14 protein-coding genes are annotated in these 15,907 nt (G+C 68.7%); 8 read left to right on the forward strand and 6 right to left on the reverse strand.

Annotated elements, in window-relative coordinates; translation table 11 throughout:
• Positions 1–242 precede the first annotated feature (242 nt).
• Together xseA and queG are read right to left on the reverse strand one after the other, a co-directional pair.
• Entirely contained in the window at positions 243–1,574 is a 1,332-nt protein-coding gene (gene xseA / locus G4G00_RS18290; protein ID WP_164275575.1) for an exodeoxyribonuclease VII large subunit, read from the reverse strand.
• Positions 1,575–1,618: 44 nt separating this feature from the next.
• Entirely contained in the window at positions 1,619–2,689 is a 1,071-nt protein-coding gene (queG, locus tag G4G00_RS18295) for a tRNA epoxyqueuosine(34) reductase QueG (RefSeq protein ID WP_108762486.1), read from the reverse strand.
• Between the two features lie 23 nt (positions 2,690–2,712).
• Here queG and G4G00_RS18300 point away from each other — a divergent pair, with 23 nt between their 5' ends.
• From G4G00_RS18300 to G4G00_RS18325, 6 genes are all read left to right on the forward strand, one after another.
• A complete protein-coding gene (locus tag G4G00_RS18300) occupies positions 2,713–4,197 on the forward strand; it encodes an NAD(P)H-hydrate dehydratase (protein WP_164275578.1) in 1,485 nt (494 codons plus the stop codon).
• Entirely contained in the window at positions 4,194–4,676 is a 483-nt protein-coding gene (gene tsaE / locus G4G00_RS18305; RefSeq protein ID WP_164275581.1) for a tRNA (adenosine(37)-N6)-threonylcarbamoyltransferase complex ATPase subunit type 1 TsaE, read from the forward strand. Before G4G00_RS18300 ends, tsaE begins: the two co-directional genes overlap by 4 nt.
• A gap of 82 nt (positions 4,677–4,758) precedes the next feature.
• Positions 4,759–6,312: an N-acetylmuramoyl-L-alanine amidase gene (locus tag G4G00_RS18310; protein WP_164275584.1), complete on the forward strand. Its 1,554-nt coding sequence runs from the start codon at positions 4,759–4,761 to the stop codon at positions 6,310–6,312.
• Positions 6,313–6,433: 121 nt separating this feature from the next.
• Positions 6,434–8,335 carry a DNA mismatch repair endonuclease MutL gene (gene mutL / locus G4G00_RS18315; protein ID WP_164275587.1) on the forward strand — a complete coding sequence of 634 codons (1,902 nt, stop codon included), beginning with the start codon at positions 6,434–6,436 and terminating at the stop codon, positions 8,333–8,335.
• Positions 8,336–8,361: 26 nt separating this feature from the next.
• Entirely contained in the window at positions 8,362–9,291 is a 930-nt protein-coding gene (locus tag G4G00_RS18320) for a DUF1684 domain-containing protein (RefSeq protein ID WP_108753646.1), read from the forward strand.
• Between the two features lie 2 nt (positions 9,292–9,293).
• Complete coding sequence (locus tag G4G00_RS18325; protein WP_108753645.1) at positions 9,294–10,232, forward strand: TraB/GumN family protein; 939 nt, start codon at positions 9,294–9,296, stop codon at positions 10,230–10,232.
• Positions 10,233–10,328: 96 nt separating this feature from the next.
• Here the strand turns inward: G4G00_RS18325 and phaR are convergent, their stop codons facing one another.
• The 3 genes from phaR to gluQRS all read right to left on the reverse strand — a co-directional run bounded on the left by phaR (position 10,329) and on the right by gluQRS (position 12,730).
• Positions 10,329–10,868 (reverse strand): polyhydroxyalkanoate synthesis repressor PhaR, encoded by a 540-nt coding sequence (gene phaR, locus G4G00_RS18330; protein WP_108754841.1) that lies wholly within the window; start codon positions 10,866–10,868, stop codon positions 10,329–10,331.
• Between the two features lie 183 nt (positions 10,869–11,051).
• Entirely contained in the window at positions 11,052–11,792 is a 741-nt protein-coding gene (locus G4G00_RS18335; RefSeq protein WP_108753644.1) for a beta-ketoacyl-ACP reductase, read from the reverse strand.
• A gap of 17 nt (positions 11,793–11,809) precedes the next feature.
• On the reverse strand, positions 11,810–12,730 hold the full coding sequence (gene gluQRS, locus G4G00_RS18340) for a tRNA glutamyl-Q(34) synthetase GluQRS (protein ID WP_108753643.1): 921 nt from the start codon (positions 12,728–12,730) through the stop codon (positions 11,810–11,812).
• Positions 12,731–12,823: 93 nt separating this feature from the next.
• Here gluQRS and htpX point away from each other — a divergent pair, with 93 nt between their 5' ends.
• Entirely contained in the window at positions 12,824–13,690 is an 867-nt protein-coding gene (gene htpX / locus G4G00_RS18345; protein ID WP_108750152.1) for a protease HtpX, read from the forward strand.
• 433 nt (positions 13,691–14,123) lie between these two features.
• On the opposite strand, the gene G4G00_RS18350 is transcribed toward htpX, so the two are convergent.
• Positions 14,124–14,951, reverse strand: a complete 828-nt coding sequence (locus tag G4G00_RS18350; protein ID WP_108753642.1) for an inositol monophosphatase family protein — start codon at positions 14,949–14,951, stop codon at positions 14,124–14,126.
• Between the two features lie 120 nt (positions 14,952–15,071).
• Here G4G00_RS18350 and G4G00_RS18355 point away from each other — a divergent pair, with 120 nt between their 5' ends.
• Positions 15,072–15,842, forward strand: a complete 771-nt coding sequence (locus tag G4G00_RS18355; protein WP_108753641.1) for an RNA methyltransferase — start codon at positions 15,072–15,074, stop codon at positions 15,840–15,842.
• The last annotated feature ends 65 nt before the right edge of the window (positions 15,843–15,907 follow it).

The following is a 15,907-nucleotide window of genomic DNA, read 5'->3' on the forward strand; positions in this document are numbered from 1 at the left end:
GCTCTGGTAGGTGTCGACCTTGGTCGACACAGTAGAGCTACGCCATGCGTGGATGAAGTTGTCAGACACCGAAAAGAATGCGGGGTCAGAGCCCGTTGCTATGCAACGGGATCCGACCCCGCCCCGCCATCCCACGGAATGCAGGCTCTTGACGTTGACGTTGACGTTGACGTTGACGTTGCTTCAGTCGAGCATGGCTCGACTCTACAGGGGTGCAGGGCGCAGCCCTGCCGAACAACCCCTCACTTGACCTGTACGTCGATCACGCCGTCACCCACGCGGGCCCGCAGGGCATCGCCCGGCTGCACCTGGTCGATGTGCCGCACCAGTGCGCCATCGTCGGCACGGGTCAGGATGCTGTAGCCGCGCGCCACGGTGGCCAGCGGACTGACTGCTTCCAGTGATCGCGCCAGCCCGCGCAGGCGCAGGGCATCGCGTTCCAGCAGCCGCTGCAACGCGGCCTGCGGACGCCCGCGCAGTACGATCAGGCGCCGCTGCATCTCGTCCAGCTGGCGTTGCGGGTGGTGCGCACGCAGCACGGCCGCGGCATGGCGCAGGCGCGCCGCACGACGCTCCTGCTGTTGATTGAACGCGGCATGCAGGCGTCGGCCCAGATCCGCCTGGCGGCGGCGCAGCAGGTCCAGTCGCGCCTGCGGGCTCTGCGCGTTCAGACGCAGCAACGCACGGTCGGCGCGCTGCATCGCCTGCTGCATCGTATGCCGCTGCAGCTGCACCATGCGCGCCGCGCTGCGGCGCAGGCGCAGGGCCAGTTCGCGCTGGTCCGGCACCAGCAGTTCGGCGGCCACCGACGGTGTGGGTGCGCGCAGGTCGGCAGCGAAATCGCTGAGGCTGAAGTCGGTTTCGTGGCCGACGGCCGAGACCACTGGCGTGCCGCTGGCAGCGATCGCGCGGGCCAGCGCCTCGTCGTTGAAGGCCCACAGGTCTTCCAGTGAACCACCACCACGGGTGAGCAGGATCACGTCGTAGCGGCCGCTGGCATCGGCGGCCTGCAGCAATCGGGTGATCTGCGCGGCAGCACTGCTGCCCTGTACCAGGGTCGGCAGCAGATCCACTTCCAGCAGCGGGAAGCGCCGCGCCAGCACACTCAGCACGTCGCGCACGGCGGCACCGGTGGGTGAGGTGATCACCGCCAGGCGTTGCACGTGCGCAGGCATGGGCCGCTTGCGCGCGGGGTCGAACAGCCCCTCGGCCTGCAGCCGTGCCTTCAGTTCCTCGAACGCGCGGCGCAGGGCGCCTTCTCCCGCCTCTTCCATATGGTCGAGCACCATCTGGTACTCACCACGCGCGTCATACAGTGTCACCTTGCCGCGCACCAGCACGCGCATGCCCTCGCGTGGCACGAACTTCAGGTACTGCGCCTTCATCCGGAACATGGCGGCACGCAGCTGCGCGCGTGCATCCTTCAGGGTGAAGTACAGGTGCCCGGAGGCGGGGCGGGCCACGCTGCCCAGTTCTGCTTCCACCCAGATGGCCGGGAAACTGCCTTCCAGCAGGTCGCGGGCCAGCGTGTTGAGCTGGCTGGGGGTGAGGATGTCGTTGTTGCGAGATTGCATGGATGCGGCGCGTGGCGGGTGGAACGGGGGCTCAGGATCGCACGTCAGGCTGCGCCGTGCTGGGCCAGGGCCCACTGCACGTGCTCGCGCACCACGGGCGAGGGATCGTTGGCGCGGGTATGCAGCGCGGCCAGTGCCTCGGCCGATGCCGGCGCATTGCCCAGCGCCACGGCAATATTGCGCAGCCAGCGTTCATGGCCGCTGCGGCGGATCGGGCTGCCCTCGGTACGGCGCAGGAACTCCGCTTCGTCCCACGCGAACAGCTGGTCCAGGCGCGCGGTATCCAGGTTGTTGCGCGCGCGGAAATCGGCCTCGTCGGTGCGCTTGGCGAACTTGTTCCAGGGGCAGACCAGCTGGCAGTCATCGCAACCATAGATGCGGTTGCCGATCAGCGGCCGCATGTCTTCGGGAATCGCGCCGTCGTGCTCGATGGTCAGGTAGGAAATGCAGCGGCGTGCATCCAGTCGATGCGGCGCGGTGATGGCCTGGGTGGGGCACACATCGATACAGCGCGTGCAGGTGCCGCAGTGCGCGGTGGCCGCTGCATCGATCGGCAGCGGAATGTCGATGTAGATTTCGCCGATGAAGAACCACGAGCCGCCATGGCGATCGATCAGACAGGTGTGCTTGCCGATCCAGCCCAGCCCGGCGTTGCGTGCCAGCGCACGTTCCAGCACCGGTGCGGAATCGACGAAGACGCGGTAGCCCAGCGGGGCGACTTCGTCGTTGATCTGTGTGGCCAGCTTCTGCAGCCGGTTGCGCATCAGCTTGTGGTAATCGCGGCCCAGCGCGTAGCGCGCCACGTAGGCGCGGCCGGGATCGGCCAAGGTCGCCCAGGCTTCGGTGTCGTCCTTGTGGCTGTAATCCATGCCCACCGAAATCACCCGCACGGTGCCGGGCAACAGTTCAGCGGGGCGGGCGCGCAGCGTGCCGTGGCGGGCCATCCAGTCCATGGTGCCGTACAGGCCCTGGCCCAGCCAATCGGCCAGGTGCGCTTCATCCTCGCCCAGCTCGATGCCGGCAATGCCGCAGCGCTGGAAGCCGTGCGCGCGCGCCAGATCGCGGATGCGCTGCACGGCCAGGGCCGGATCGAGGGGGGCAGGGGCAGGGGACATGCGCACCAGTATAAAATCTCCGCATGGCCAACCTTGCCGATCTGTTCGATTCCGCTGCCGCGCGTGCGCTCGATGCGCAGGCGTCGGCGCTCGCCGGCGATGGCGGCTGGGAGCTGATGGCCCAGGCCGGGCTGGCCGCCTGGCAGCGCCTGTTGCGGCACTGGCCGCAGGCGCTGCACGTGGGCGTGGTGGTGGGCAGTGGCAACAATGGCGGCGATGGCCTGGTGCTGGCCCGCCATGCGCAGCTGGCCGGGCGCCGGGTGAGCGTGCTGACCCAGCCGGGCAGACCGCCGGGCACCCCGCTGGCACGGCGCGCCGCATCGGATTTCAAGTCCGTCGGGGGCGCCCTGGCCGAGTTCGACGGAACGCTGCCCGACGCCGATGTCTGGGTGGACGCCCTGTTCGGCCTGGGCTTCGACCGTGCGCCGGAAGGCGTGGCCAAGGCGCTGATCGACGCGTTGAACGCGCAGGGCTCACCGGTGCTGGCGCTGGATGTGCCCAGCGGCGTGGACGCCGAACGCGGCAGCGTGCCCGGTGTCGCGGTACATGCCACGTTGACGCTGCAGTTCATCGTGCCGCATCGCGGTCTGTATACCGGCAGCGCACTGGAGCATGTGGGCGAACACGCCCTGGCGGCGCTGCAGTTGCCCAAGGCGGCCTGGCAGGGCGTGGAAGCGGCCGCTGAATGTTGGACGGGTGATCGCCTGGCGGCACTGCTGCCGCCCCGACGGGCCAACACGCACAAGGGGGAATCGGGCCACGTCCTGTGCGTGGGCGGTAATCACGGCAGTGGCGGCGCCATCGCCCTGGCCGCCGAAGCCGCCCTGCGCGCGGGTGCGGGCTTGTTGAGCATCGGCACGCGTCGTGATCACGTGGGCCCGTTGCTGGCCCGTCTGCCCGAAGCCATGGCCCATGCGCTTGAAGACGGTGACGCGCTGCCGGCGCTGCTGGGCCGGGCCGGCGTGGTGGCGATCGGTCCGGGCCTGGGCCAGGACGATTGGGCGCGCGCGCTGTTTGCGCGGGTAACGGTCTGCGGCAAGCCGCTGGTGATCGACGCTGATGCCCTGAACCTGCTGGCCCAGGACCCGCACGGCATTGCCGACGCCATCCTGACCCCGCACCCCGGCGAAGCAGCCCGCCTGCTGGAAACCACTACCGCGGCCATCCAGGCCGACCGTGCCGGCAGTGCGCAGGCACTGGCGCAGCGTTATCACGCCGTGGTGGTGCTGAAGGGCGCCGGCAGCATTGTTGCTGCGCCGGGGCAGACGCCGCGCCTGATCGCCGCGGGCAACCCCGGCATGGCCGTGGGTGGCATGGGCGACCTGCTGACCGGCATCATTGCCAGCCTGCGCGCGCAGGGCCTGTCCGCCTTCGACGCGGCGGCCGCTGGCGCGCTCCTGCACGCCCTGGCCGGCGATGCCGCGGCGGCCGATGGTGCGCGCGGCCTGCTTCCTACTGATCTGCTGGCGCCCCTGCGGCGGCTGGCCAACCCGGAACACCCCCGATGACTGAATTCTTCCTGGCCGATCCCGAGGCCACCGACCTGCTGGGCCAGTGGCTGGCCGCGACCCGTCCGCCGCAGGCGGTGGTTGAACTGCGTGGCGACCTGGGGGCGGGCAAATCCACCACCGCGCGCGCGCTGCTGCGTGCACTGGGCGTGCAGGGGGCCATCCGCAGCCCGACCTACACCCTGATCGAGCGCTATCCGCTGGCCAGCGGTGGCGAGGCCTGGCACCTGGACCTGTATCGCATCGGCCAGGCCGGCGAGCTGGATTTCCTGGGATTGGACGAGGGCAGTGCGGTGCTGTGGCTGGTGGAATGGCCCGAGCGCGGCGCTGGTGCGCTGCCGCCCACCGACCTGGTGGTGGCGCTGGACATCGAAGGCCATGGCCGGCGCGTCCGTCTCACTGGCGCCAGCGACGCAGGCCGGGAATGGCTGGATCGGCTTCCCGATGGGGGCGACTTGCAGGCCATTTCTGTCGCCTGACGAGAACAAACATCGGCAGGTTACGGATTATTAAGGAAAAAGGTGTTGCATTCCGTTCAGCGCGGTGATTGAATCCTGAGCCATGCGCCTGGGGAACCGTCTCATCGCCATCTGTGCCGCCGTCGGACTGGGTCTGACGAGCGCGGCTGCGTGGGCGGGCGAGGTTCGCCAGGTGGTGCTGAACACCGGTTCGACCGGCACCCGCGCCGAGATCGCGCTGGTTGGCAGTGGCGGCTACAAGACCCTGTCGCTGTCCTCGCCGAACCGGCTGGTGGTCGATTTCCCCGACTCCAGCGCGGTGCGCAACCTGAAGATGCCGGCGGCGCAGGGCGTGGTTACGGCTGTGCGTACCGGCCAGCCGGTGCCCGGCACCTTCCGCGTCGTCTTCGACCTGGCCGAATCGGTCGCGCCGTTCCGCCCGCAGATGCAGCGCGAAGGCAATGAATCCAAGCTGGTGATCGAGTGGCCCGGTGACGGCGCGGCACCGCTTGCCAGTGCGCCGGCCGCGCAGCCCCCCGTTGCCAGCCCGGCGCCCGCGCCCACGCTGGCGGCGCAGAGCGCGCAGACCCGCGGTGATGCCGCCCGCGCTACCGCGCTGCTGACCGCGCAGGTGCAGCAGCAGGCCAGCGCCAGCGCGGCGGCTCCGGTGGCACCGGCGCCCGCACCCACGACCACTCCGGCACAGGTAGCTGCAGCGGGCACCGTGGCCGCCAGTACACCGCCTGCCGGTTCCCCGGCCGCCATTCTGGCCGGGCAGCCGACCCGCGCCGTGGTCAGTACGCCGGCCGCACCGGCGCCGACGCCCGCAGCCCCCACCGAGGCGCCGCGCCCGGCCATGCCCAGCGATGCCTCGCGTATCCGCATGCAGCCCGGTATGCGCCATTTGGTGGTGGCGATCGACCCGGGGCACGGTGGCCAGGATCCGGGCGCGATCGGCCCGACCGGCAAGCGCGAAAAGGACGTGACCCTGGCGGTTGCGCGTGAACTGGCGCGCCAGGTCAACGCAACGCCGGGCCTGAAGGCCTTCCTGACCCGCGACAGCGACGTCTTCATCCCGCTGCCGATGCGTGCGCAGAAGGCGCGTGCGAACAAGGCCGACATTTTCATCTCGATCCACGCCGACGCCGCGGAAAACCGCTCGGCCACCGGTTCGTCGGTGTACGTGCTGTCCACCAAGGGCGCGTCCTCGCAGCGTGCGCGTTGGCTGGCAGACAAGGAAAACGCGGCCGACCTGGTCGGCGGAGTGCGCCTGCAGCAGACCGAAGGCACCCTGGCCAACGTACTGCTGGACCTCGCCCAGAGTGGCTACATGAAGGCATCCGAAGACGCGGCCGGGCACGTGCTGGGCGGGTTGAAGCGGATCGGCAACAACCACAAGCCGAACATCGAGCGGGCCAACTTCGCGGTGCTGCGCACCTCGGACATGCCGGCCATGCTGGTGGAAACGGCCTTCATCTCCAACCCGGACGAAGAGCGCCGCCTGATCGACCCGGCGTACCAGCGCAAGGTTGCCGGCGCCGTGCTGGATGGCGTGCACACCTTCTTCAGCCGCCAGCCGCCGCCGGGCACGCTGTACGCCGCCCGTGCCCAGGCCGAGATCGACGCCGCGGCCACCATGGCCGGCGGCAGCAAGTAACCCGCCGAAGGCGGGTTTCTGCTTTCTGTAGAGTCGAGCCGCGCTCGACTGGACCTTACCGGCAACCCGTCAGTCGAGCATGGCTCGACTCTACCCATGGCGGCTCCGTTATCATCGCTGGATGAAGTCTGATGCTCATCCGCGCCCGATCCGGCCGTTGCCGGAAATCCTGATCAACCAGATCGCCGCCGGCGAAGTGGTCGAACGCCCTGCGTCGGTCGTGAAGGAACTTGTCGAGAACGCCATCGATGCCGGCGCCAGCCGCGTCGACATCGATCTGGAAGAGGGCGGCGTGCGCCTGATCCGCATCCGCGACAACGGCAGCGGCATCGCGCCGGAACAGTTGCCGCTGGCGGTATCGCGGCACGCCACCAGCAAGATCGCCGATCTGGACGATCTGGAATCGGTGGCCACGCTGGGCTTCCGCGGCGAAGCACTGCCGTCCATCGCCTCGGTCAGCCGCTTCACCCTGGCCTCGCGCCGCGCGCATGACGAACACGGTTCGGCGCTGCAGATCGAAGGCGGCAAGATCGGTGAAGTGACCCCGCGCGCGCATGCGCCGGGCACCACGGTGGAAGTGCGCGAGCTGTTCTACAACGTGCCGGCACGGCGCAAGTTCCTGCGCGCCGAGCGCACCGAACTGGGTCATATCGAAGAGTGGCTGCGTTCGCTGGCGCTGGCACGGCCCGATGTCGAGCTGCGCGTGTCGCACAACGGCAAGGCATCGCGGCGCTACAAACCGGGTGATCTGTACTCCGATACGCGGTTGGCGGAAACGCTGGGCGAGGATTTCGCCACCCAGGCGGTGCGCGTGGACCACAGCGGTGCCGGCCTGCGCCTGCACGGCTGGATCGCCCAGCCGCATTATTCGCGGGCCAGCGCCGACCAGCAGTATCTGTACGTGAACGGCCGTTCGGTGCGTGACCGCAGCGTGGCGCACGCGGTGAAGATGGCCTACGGCGATGTGCTGTATCACGGCCGCCAGCCGGCGTATGTGCTGTTCCTGGAACTGGACCCGACCCGGGTGGACGTGAACGTGCATCCGGCCAAGCACGAAGTGCGCTTCCGTGATTCGCGGCTGGTGCACGATTTCGTCTACCGCACGCTGAAGGACGCGCTGGCCGATACCCGCGCCGGCGTGTCCGCGCAGGAGATCGGTGCCGGTGCGGCCCACCCCGTAGACCCCGCGGGTGCGCCGGTGCCGTCCACTGCCGGGGCGTCGGGCTTTGGCCTGGTGCGCGGCCCCGCGCCCGGTTCGGGCGGTGGCGGTGGTGGTTTCTCCGGCTGGCGCCCGCAGCAGCCGCTGGGCCTGCAGGTGGCCGATGCGCCGGCCGCCTACGCGGCGCTGTATGCCAGCGCCGGTGCCGGTGAACGCAGCGGCGCGCTGCCGCCCATGCCGAGCGAGAACGGCCTGCCGGTAACCAGCGCCGATGCCGGCGTGCCGCCGCTGGGCTACGCCATCGCCCAGCTGCACGGCATCTACATCCTGGCCGAGAACGCCGAGGGCCTGATCGTGGTGGACATGCATGCCGCCCACGAGCGCATCGGCTACGAACGGCTGAAGAATGCGCACGATGGCATCGGCCTGCAGTCGCAGCCGTTGCTGGTGCCGATCACCCTGGCCGTCGGCGAGCGCGAGGCCGATACCGCGGAAACCGAATCCGAAACGCTGGCCGCGCTGGGGTTTGAAGTGACCCGTGCCGGCCCGGGTGCGCTGCATGTGCGCAGCATTCCGGCGTTGCTGGCCAATGCCGAGCCGGAGGGCCTGCTGCGCGACGTGCTGACCGATCTGCGCGAGCACGGTCAGAGCCGGCGCATTGCCAGTGCGCGTGACGAACTGCTGTCGACCATGGCCTGCCACGGCGCGGTGCGCGCCAACCGTCGCCTGACCGTGCCGGAAATGAACGCCTTGCTGCGCGACATGGAGATCACCGAGCGGTCCGGCCAGTGCAACCACGGTCGGCCGACCTGGGCCCGTTTTTCGCTGGCGGAGATCGACCGCTGGTTCCTGCGCGGCCGCTGAGCCGCGCTACCTGGAGGGGAGCATCCATGCGTTACTGGGGAGCGGGCGGCCTGCTGGTCGCCCTGGCGCTGGCAGCCTGCAGTCCGGCCCCTGCGCCGGTGCCGGCACAGACCGAAGATCCGGCCTTCGCCGCGCAACAGCAGCAGTGGCGTGTGCAGCGCTACCAGGATCTGGTGCGGCCCGATGGCTGGACCGCGCTGGTGGGCCTGCACTGGCTGCAGAACAAATCGCACTTCATCGGTAGCGGTGCCACCAGTGGCATCCGCCTGGCGGTGGGCCCGGCCAAGCTGGGCCTGCTGCGTCGTGAAGGCAGTCAATGGTGGTTCACCCCCGAAGCCGGCACCGACGTGACCCACGAGGGGCAGCCGGTGCGGGGCCGGATCCGCATGGACACCGACAAGGACGCGCAGCCCACGCTGCTGGCCTTCGATGGCGGCAAGGGCCAGTTGAGCCTGATCCGCCGTGGCCCGCGTGACGCGCTGCGGGTGAAGCACGCCGATGCGGCGGCCCGGCGCGATTTCGCCGGCCTGCAGTACTGGCCGGGCGGTACCCAGTGGCAGGTGCCGGCGCGGTTCATCGCCCACCCGGCGGGCAAGACCCTGCCCATCGTCGACATCACCGGCCTGACCACCGACATGCCCAATGCAGGGGCGGTGGAGTTCGAGCGTGATGGACGGCAATGGCGCCTTGAAGCCATCGGTGAACCGGGCCAGCCCCTGTTCCTGATCTTCGCCGACCGCACCAGCGGCCATGGCAGCTATCCGGCCGGCCGCTACCTGGACACCGCCGCGCCGGCCGCGAACGGCAGCCTGACCCTGGACTTCAACCACGCTTATAACCCGCCCTGTGCCTTCACCGCCTTCGCGACCTGTCCGCTGTCGCCGCCGGAAAACCGGATGGACCTGCGCGTGGATGCGGGCGAGAAGGCCTACCACCTGCCCCCGGGAGAGGGCTGACCATGTCGATCAGAACCCTGGTGCGAAGTGCTGCACTGTTGCTGGCCTGTGCCGTTGCGCCCCTGGCGGCCGCGCGCGGTGCGCCTGCCGAGAGCGGCGCCAGCAAGCCGCCGGTACCGCTGCTGTGGAAGGTGACCGGCGCCGGTGATGCGCGCCTGTACCTGCTCGGCTCGTTCCACCTGCTCACCGCGCAGGACTATCCGTTGTCGGCCGATGTCGAAAAGGCCTTCGACGCCTCGCAGCGCGTGGTGTTTGAACTGTCACCGGAAGACATGCAGTCGCCGCAGCTGGCCAGCCGCATGGTGCAGGCTGCCACCCGCACCGACGGCAGCGAGCTCAAGCGCGACCTGGACGAGGCGACCTGGCAGAAGCTGCAGGCGTTTGCGGCCAGCAACAACCTGCCGCTGGCGCAGTTGCAGGGCATGAAGGCCTGGTTCGTGGGCCTGACCATTTCGGTCGGGCAGATGCAGAAGATGGGCCTGGACCCGGCGCTGGGCCTGGACCGCCATTTCATGGAGCGCGCGCAGAAGACCGGGCGCAGGACCGCGGGCCTGGAAGACATCGATACCCAGATCAGCATGCTGGACGGCATGAGCGCCACCGAACAGCGGCAGATGCTGGCCGAGTCGCTGGACGAGGTGGCCAAGGGCGATGCGCAGGCACGCCAGCTGCACGATGCCTGGCGCCGCGGCGATGAGCGCCTGCTGTGGAACAAGATGGCCATGGAAATGCGCCAGCAGTACCCGCAGCTCTACCAGCGCATCAACACCGGCCGCAACGACGCCTGGGTGCCCAAGCTGGTGCCGTACCTGCAGGCCGGGCAGGGTGGCACCCTGGTGGTGGTGGGCGGGCTGCACCTGCTGGGCAGCGATGGCGTGGTGGAAAAGCTGAAGGCCAAGGGCTACAAGGTCGAGCGCGTGTGCACGGGGTGCAAGCGGTAGATCCACGCCACGCGTGGATGACGCGGCAACGACGGCTGCAACAAAAAAAACGGCGCGCCAGGGGCGCGCCGTTTTCGTTGCAGCCGATGGCCGGGCTCAGCGGCGGGTCTTGCCGCCGGTGCCGGTGCCGGTGCTGGCACCGCCCTCGTTCGGCTTGCTGCCAGTGCCGGTACCGGTGCCGCCCGGGCGCGGGCCGCCGAAGCCGGCGCCCATGTTGCGCTGGAATTCCTGCCACAGCTCCAGGTTGCGTTCGGTCAGCTGGTTCATCATCGCCCACGGGGTCTGCCCCAGCAGATTGCCCATCTGCTGGCGGAACTGCTGCTGCTGGTCCAGGAAGACCTGCATGCTGCGTTCCAGGTAGTTGCCCATGAAGCCCTGCAGCGAATCGCCATAGAAGCGGATCAGCTGGCTCAGCAGCTGGGTGGACAGCATCGGTTCGCCGTCCTGTTCCTGGTCGGCAATGATCTGCAGCAGCACCGAGCGGGTCAGGTCGTCGCCGCTCTTGGCGTCGCGGACCTCGAAATCCTCGCCATCCAGGATCAGCTGGCGCACGTCTTCGATGGTGATGTAGCTGGAAATCTCGGTGTCGTACAGACGACGATTCGGATACTTCTTGATGATGCGGGTCGCAGCCATGAAGCGGTACTCGTCACAGTAGATGTGCAGCATGGCGCAGTGCACAAGCCTTGGCAACCGCCCCAGCCCCCGCCGGGCTTGGCTTTGCACGCCGATCATGTTGCGCAGCAAGGGTTTGCGTGCTGCGCAGCATGGGCGCGCCGCGACCGCCCCGGAGCGGCGCGGCCGCCCGGGTTGCGCGGCTTACCAGCCCATGTGGTGGCCGCCGTTGATGTCCAGGTTGCTGCCGGTGATCCAGGCCGCCTCGTCGGCCACCAGGAACGACACGCCATAGGCGATTTCCTCCGGCTTGCCCAGGCGCCCGGTGGGAATGTCGGCAATGATCTTGGCGCGCACCTCTTCGGGCACGGCCATCACCATGTCGGTGGCCACGTAGCCCGGCGAAATGGTGTTGACGGTAATGCCGAAGCCGGCGTTCTCGCGTGCCAGCGAGATGGTGAAGCCGTGCATGCCGGCCTTGGCCGCGGCGTAGTTGGCCTGGCCGTACTGGCCCTTCAGGCCGTTGATCGAGCTGATCTGGATGACCCGGCCCCAGCCGCGGCGGCGCATGCCTTCGATCACCGGGCGGGTGACGTTGAACACCGAATTGAGGTTGGTGTTGATCACATCGTGCCACTGCTCGGCGCGCATGCGATGGAAAGTGGTATCGCGGGTGATGCCGGCGTTGTTGACCAGGATCTCGACCGGGCCCAGTTCGGCTTCCACCGCGCGCACCATGGCCTCGGCGCTGGCCGGGTCGGAGACATCGCCGGGGAAGATCGACACGTTGTAGCCGCGCGCAGTCATGGCCTGCTGCCAGGCGCGGGCCTTGGCTTCGTCGCGGTAGTTGGTGGCGACCCGGTGGCCCTGGTCGGCCAGGCGTTGGCAGATGGCGGTACCGATGCCGCCGGTTCCGCCGGTGACCAGTGCGACGCGAGATGTCATGGAATGCTGTCCGGGTTTCAGGTGGGGGAAAGGGGATTCTGCAACATCGGCGCGGAAAGTGCGCCGTCGGCCAGCAGGATGTCCTGCCGTGGCAGGCGCGCCGGATCGAAGGCGCGCCGGGCGGCCTGCAGCAGCGTGTGCAGGTCTGCGCAGTCGTCCAGGGCCGCCGGCGGCTGCCCCAGCAGTGCCCACAGCTGGCGCAGGACTGGCAGCGGCCGCGCGCTGTCCACCGGCAGGGCCGCCAGCGATTTGGACAGCTTGTGGCCCGGTGAATCCAGCAGCAGCGGCAGGTGCCAGTAGCGCGGCACGGCCAGGCCCAGGGCCTGCTGCAACAGGATCTGGCGGGCGGTGGAATCGAGCAGGTCGGCGCCGCGCACCACCTCGGTCACGCCCTGTGCGGCATCGTCCACCACCACCGCCAGCTGGTAGGCCCAGCAGCCGTCGGCGCGGCGCAGCACGAAATCGCCAACCTCTGCGTGTACGTCCTGCTGCTGCGGGCCGCGCAGGCCGTCGATGAAGCGGACCACGCTGCCCGGCGGCACCCGGAAGCGGACGGCCGGGTCCGGTCGCGGCGTGCGGGCCACGCAGCGGTGGTGGATGCCGCCGCTGGCTGTCAGATCGCTGCGGCTGCAGTGGCAGACGAAGGCCAGATCGCTGGCCAGCAGCACATCCAGCGCGGCCTGGTAGACGGCGTTGCGCTCGCTCTGCCAGAGCACCGGGCCATCGTGGGCCAGGCCGAAATCGGCCAGGGTGCGTAGCTGCGCCTGCGCGGCACCTGGCACGGTGCGCGGCGGATCCACGTCTTCAATGCGCAGCCGCCAGAGGCCGCCGGCGTGGCGCGCGAGCAGCCAACTGCCGAAGGCGGCAAGCAGGGAACCGGGGTGCAGCAGGCCGGTGGGCGAGGGCGCAAAGCGGCCGCAGGGAATGGAGGAGGTCATGCTGGCTGAATCGTCGGTCAGGTTGGCGCTTGAATTCAAGCTGACTGCACCGCAAATTGGCAGATATCGACCCCTTCCGAGCCGGAATTTCCCATGTTCACCCGCATCGCACTCTTTCTAGCCACGAACTTTGCCGTGCTTATCCTGGCCAGCATCGTGATGTCGCTGCTGGGGGTCAATCCCAGCCAGATGAGCGGCCTGCTGGTGATGGCCGCGATCTTCGGCTTCGGCGGCTCCTTCATTTCGCTGCTGCTGTCCAAGTGGATGGCCAAGCGTTCCACCGGCGCGGTGGTGATCACCGAGCCGCGCAACCCGACCGAGCGCTGGCTGCTGGCCACCGTTGAACGCCAGGCCAAGGCCGCCGGCATCGGCATGCCGGAAGTGGCCGTGTATGACGGCCCGGAAATCAATGCGTTCGCCACCGGCGCCAACCGCAACAACGCGCTGGTGGCCGTGTCCACCGGCCTGCTGCACAACATGAGCGAAGACGAGGCCGAGGCCGTGCTGGGCCACGAGATCGCCCACGTGGCCAACGGTGACATGATCACCATGGCGCTGCTGCAGGGCGTGCTGAACACCTTCGTGATCGTGCTGGCCCGCGTGGTCGGTGGTGTGATCGACAGTGCGCTGTCGGGTAACCGCGAAGGCGGCGGCCGTGGCTTTGCGTACTACATCATCGTGTTCGTGCTGGAGATGGTGTTCGGCCTGTTCGCCACCATGATCTCGATGTGGTTCTCGCGCCATCGCGAATTTCGTGCCGACGCCGGTGGTGCATCGCTGGCCGGTCGCCAGAAGATGATTGCCGCGCTGGAGCGCCTGCAGCTGAACCATGGCCAGAGCACGCTGCCCAGCCAGATCGCCGCCTTCGGTATTGCCGGCTCGACCGCCAAGAAGCTGTTCATGAGCCACCCGCCGCTGGAAGAGCGCATTGCCGCGCTGCGGGCTTCGACGGTGGCGTAAGCCTCGGCTTTCAAGGTAGTGCAGGAACGCCTGGCCTCGCGCCGGGCGTTCTTGTTTGCGGTGATGCATGCGTCGGTAATGCCACAACTACACCCGGTAGATCCACGCCACGCGTGGATGCTGTTGCTGTTGATCTTGACCTTCCAGTCCGCCTTGAGCGAGCCGAGCATCGCAGGTGAAGCAGGGGCGAAGAGGCGCCGATGTTTGAGCGCAGCGAGTTCGGCGCCGTCCCCTGATTCGCCGAGAAGCGCAGGGCACCGGCGTGCGCAGCACGTCGGCTCGCGGTCGGCGGAGCGTTTCTTTGGTTACTTTCTTTGCGCGCAAAGAAAGTGACACCCCTCCGCGGTCGCGGAAACCAATCTCCGGGTGCACAAACGAAAACGGCACCCTCGCAGGTGCCGTTTCAGTGAATCGCGTTACGTGACGTGGACGCTCAGAACTTCGCGTCGAACTCGGCGGCGTAGGCGGTGTTCACCAGCACCTTCTGCAGGGCTTCGGCTACCTTCAGGTTGCCGGCCACGATCTGGTGGGTGTCCGGGCCGCGGTTGTCCATGCGGCCCAGGGTGGCGCCCTTGAAGTCGCACACCTTGCCGCCGGCTTCGCGCACCAGCAGCAGGCCAGCGGCCACGTCCCAGGCCTTCACGCCGGCTTCGAAGTAGGCATCGGCGCGGCCGCAGGCCACGTAGGCCAGGTCCAGCGCGGCCGAACCGGTGCGGCGCACGTCTTCGGCATGCACCAGCAGCGCGTCCAAGGCCTTCAGCTGTGCGCTGGCGCGGCTGCGCTCACGCGGCGCGAAGCCGGTGTGGATCATGGTGCCTTCCAGGTCCTTGCGGTCGGCCACGCGGATGCGACGGTCGTTGAGCACGGCGCCGGCGCCGCGGCTGGCGGTGAACAGTTCATTGCGCAGCGGGTCGAAGATCACCGCGTCGGTCGGTTCGCCGTTTTCCACCAGGGCGATGGAAACGCAGTAGTGCGGCACGCCGCGCAGGTAGTTGCTGGTGCCATCGAGCGGGTCGATGACCCACATCTGGCGACGCTCGCCCTGCACGCCACCTTCTTCACCGAAGATGCCGTAGTCGGGGTAGGCGCGCTTGAGTTCCTTGACGATCACCTTTTCCGCATCGGCATCGACTTCGCTGGCGTAGTCCATGCGGCCCTTCTGCACCACATTCAGCGCCTCGAGCTTGTTGATGTTGCGCAACAGGACGTTGCCGGCGAGGCGGGCGGCCTTGACCATGACGGTGACGGCGGGTTTCTGCATGGCGTGGGCTCCCGGAAAGGCAGAAGAGAAGGGCTGGCGGGGGAAAAGAGCGGGTCCGGCGCAGTGGCCGGCCGCACAGTTTACCATTGGTCTTCGTCCAGCTCGACCTTTTCCCTGTTCATGTCCCAGTTTCCCGCCGCCACCCGCATCCGTTTCGTCCTTGTTGGCACCCAGCACCCCGGCAACATGGGGGCCGCCGCGCGCGCCCTGAAGACCATGGGCCTGGCCCGGCTGGTGCTGGTCGCCCCCGAAAAGCCGCTGGACGAGGAGGCCTTCCGCCGCTCGGCCGGTGCCGAAGACGTGCTGGGTGACGCGCCCGTGGTGTCCACCCTGGCCGAGGCCGTTGCCGACTGCACCCTGGTGCTGGGCTGCACGGCCCGCGCGCGCCGGGTGCAGCTGGAAGAGTTCCTGCCGGTCGATGCCGCCGCCCGTGCGGTGGACAAGGCCGGGCAGGGCGCCGAGGTGGCGCTGGTGTTCGGCCGCGAGCGCACCGGCCTGACCAACGAAGAGCTGCAGCTGTGCCACGCCGCCGTGCATATTCCGTCCGACCCGGCGTTCAGTTCGCTCAACCTGGCCGCGGCGGTGCAGGTGCTGGCCTATGAAACGCGCATGCGCCTGCTGGGCGAACAGCCGGCGGCGCAGCCTGAAGAAGGCCTGCGCGAACAGGCGGCCAGCCATGAACAGCTGGAGAGCTTCTTCGGCCAGCTGGGGCAGACCCTGGACGAGATCGATTTCCACAAGGGGCGGGCGCCCGAATCGGCCATGCGCAAGCTGCGCCGCCTGTTCCTGCGTGCCGAGCCCAGCGAGCAGGAAGTGCGCCTGCTGCGCGGCATCCTGGCCGACGCCCAGCGCATGGCCCGGCTGGCGCAGCCGAAGGATCCGCAGGGCTGACGAAGTTCTCATTTTTTCAGGTAGTCTGTCGCGATTACCTGGGGGATGAATCGTGGTGTCGGGTC

Origin of the sequence: Stenotrophomonas sp. B1-1, from assembly GCF_010894375.1 — a bacterium.
GTDB lineage: Bacteria > Pseudomonadota > Gammaproteobacteria > Xanthomonadales > Xanthomonadaceae > Stenotrophomonas.

What these genes read in the sequence shown, in the direction of transcription:
- xseA (WP_164275575.1), bottom strand. Translation starts at nt 1,574, where the DNA reads ATGCAATCTCGCAACAACGACATCCTCACCCCCAGCCAGCTCAACACG.
- queG (WP_108762486.1), bottom strand. Translation starts at nt 2,689, where the DNA reads ATGTCCCCTGCCCCTGCCCCCCTCGATCCGGCCCTGGCCGTGCAGCGC.
- G4G00_RS18300 (WP_164275578.1), top strand. Translation starts at nt 2,713, where the DNA reads ATGGCCAACCTTGCCGATCTGTTCGATTCCGCTGCCGCGCGTGCGCTC.
- tsaE (WP_164275581.1), top strand. Translation starts at nt 4,194, where the DNA reads ATGACTGAATTCTTCCTGGCCGATCCCGAGGCCACCGACCTGCTGGGC.
- G4G00_RS18310 (WP_164275584.1), top strand. Translation starts at nt 4,759, where the DNA reads ATGCGCCTGGGGAACCGTCTCATCGCCATCTGTGCCGCCGTCGGACTG.
- mutL (WP_164275587.1), top strand. Translation starts at nt 6,434, where the DNA reads ATGAAGTCTGATGCTCATCCGCGCCCGATCCGGCCGTTGCCGGAAATC.
- G4G00_RS18320 (WP_108753646.1), top strand. Translation starts at nt 8,362, where the DNA reads ATGCGTTACTGGGGAGCGGGCGGCCTGCTGGTCGCCCTGGCGCTGGCA.
- G4G00_RS18325 (WP_108753645.1), top strand. Translation starts at nt 9,294, where the DNA reads ATGTCGATCAGAACCCTGGTGCGAAGTGCTGCACTGTTGCTGGCCTGT.
- phaR (WP_108754841.1), bottom strand. Translation starts at nt 10,868, where the DNA reads ATGGCTGCGACCCGCATCATCAAGAAGTATCCGAATCGTCGTCTGTAC.
- G4G00_RS18335 (WP_108753644.1), bottom strand. Translation starts at nt 11,792, where the DNA reads ATGACATCTCGCGTCGCACTGGTCACCGGCGGAACCGGCGGCATCGGT.
- gluQRS (WP_108753643.1), bottom strand. Translation starts at nt 12,730, where the DNA reads ATGACCTCCTCCATTCCCTGCGGCCGCTTTGCGCCCTCGCCCACCGGC.
- htpX (WP_108750152.1), top strand. Translation starts at nt 12,824, where the DNA reads ATGTTCACCCGCATCGCACTCTTTCTAGCCACGAACTTTGCCGTGCTT.
- G4G00_RS18350 (WP_108753642.1), bottom strand. Translation starts at nt 14,951, where the DNA reads ATGCAGAAACCCGCCGTCACCGTCATGGTCAAGGCCGCCCGCCTCGCC.
- G4G00_RS18355 (WP_108753641.1), top strand. Translation starts at nt 15,072, where the DNA reads ATGTCCCAGTTTCCCGCCGCCACCCGCATCCGTTTCGTCCTTGTTGGC.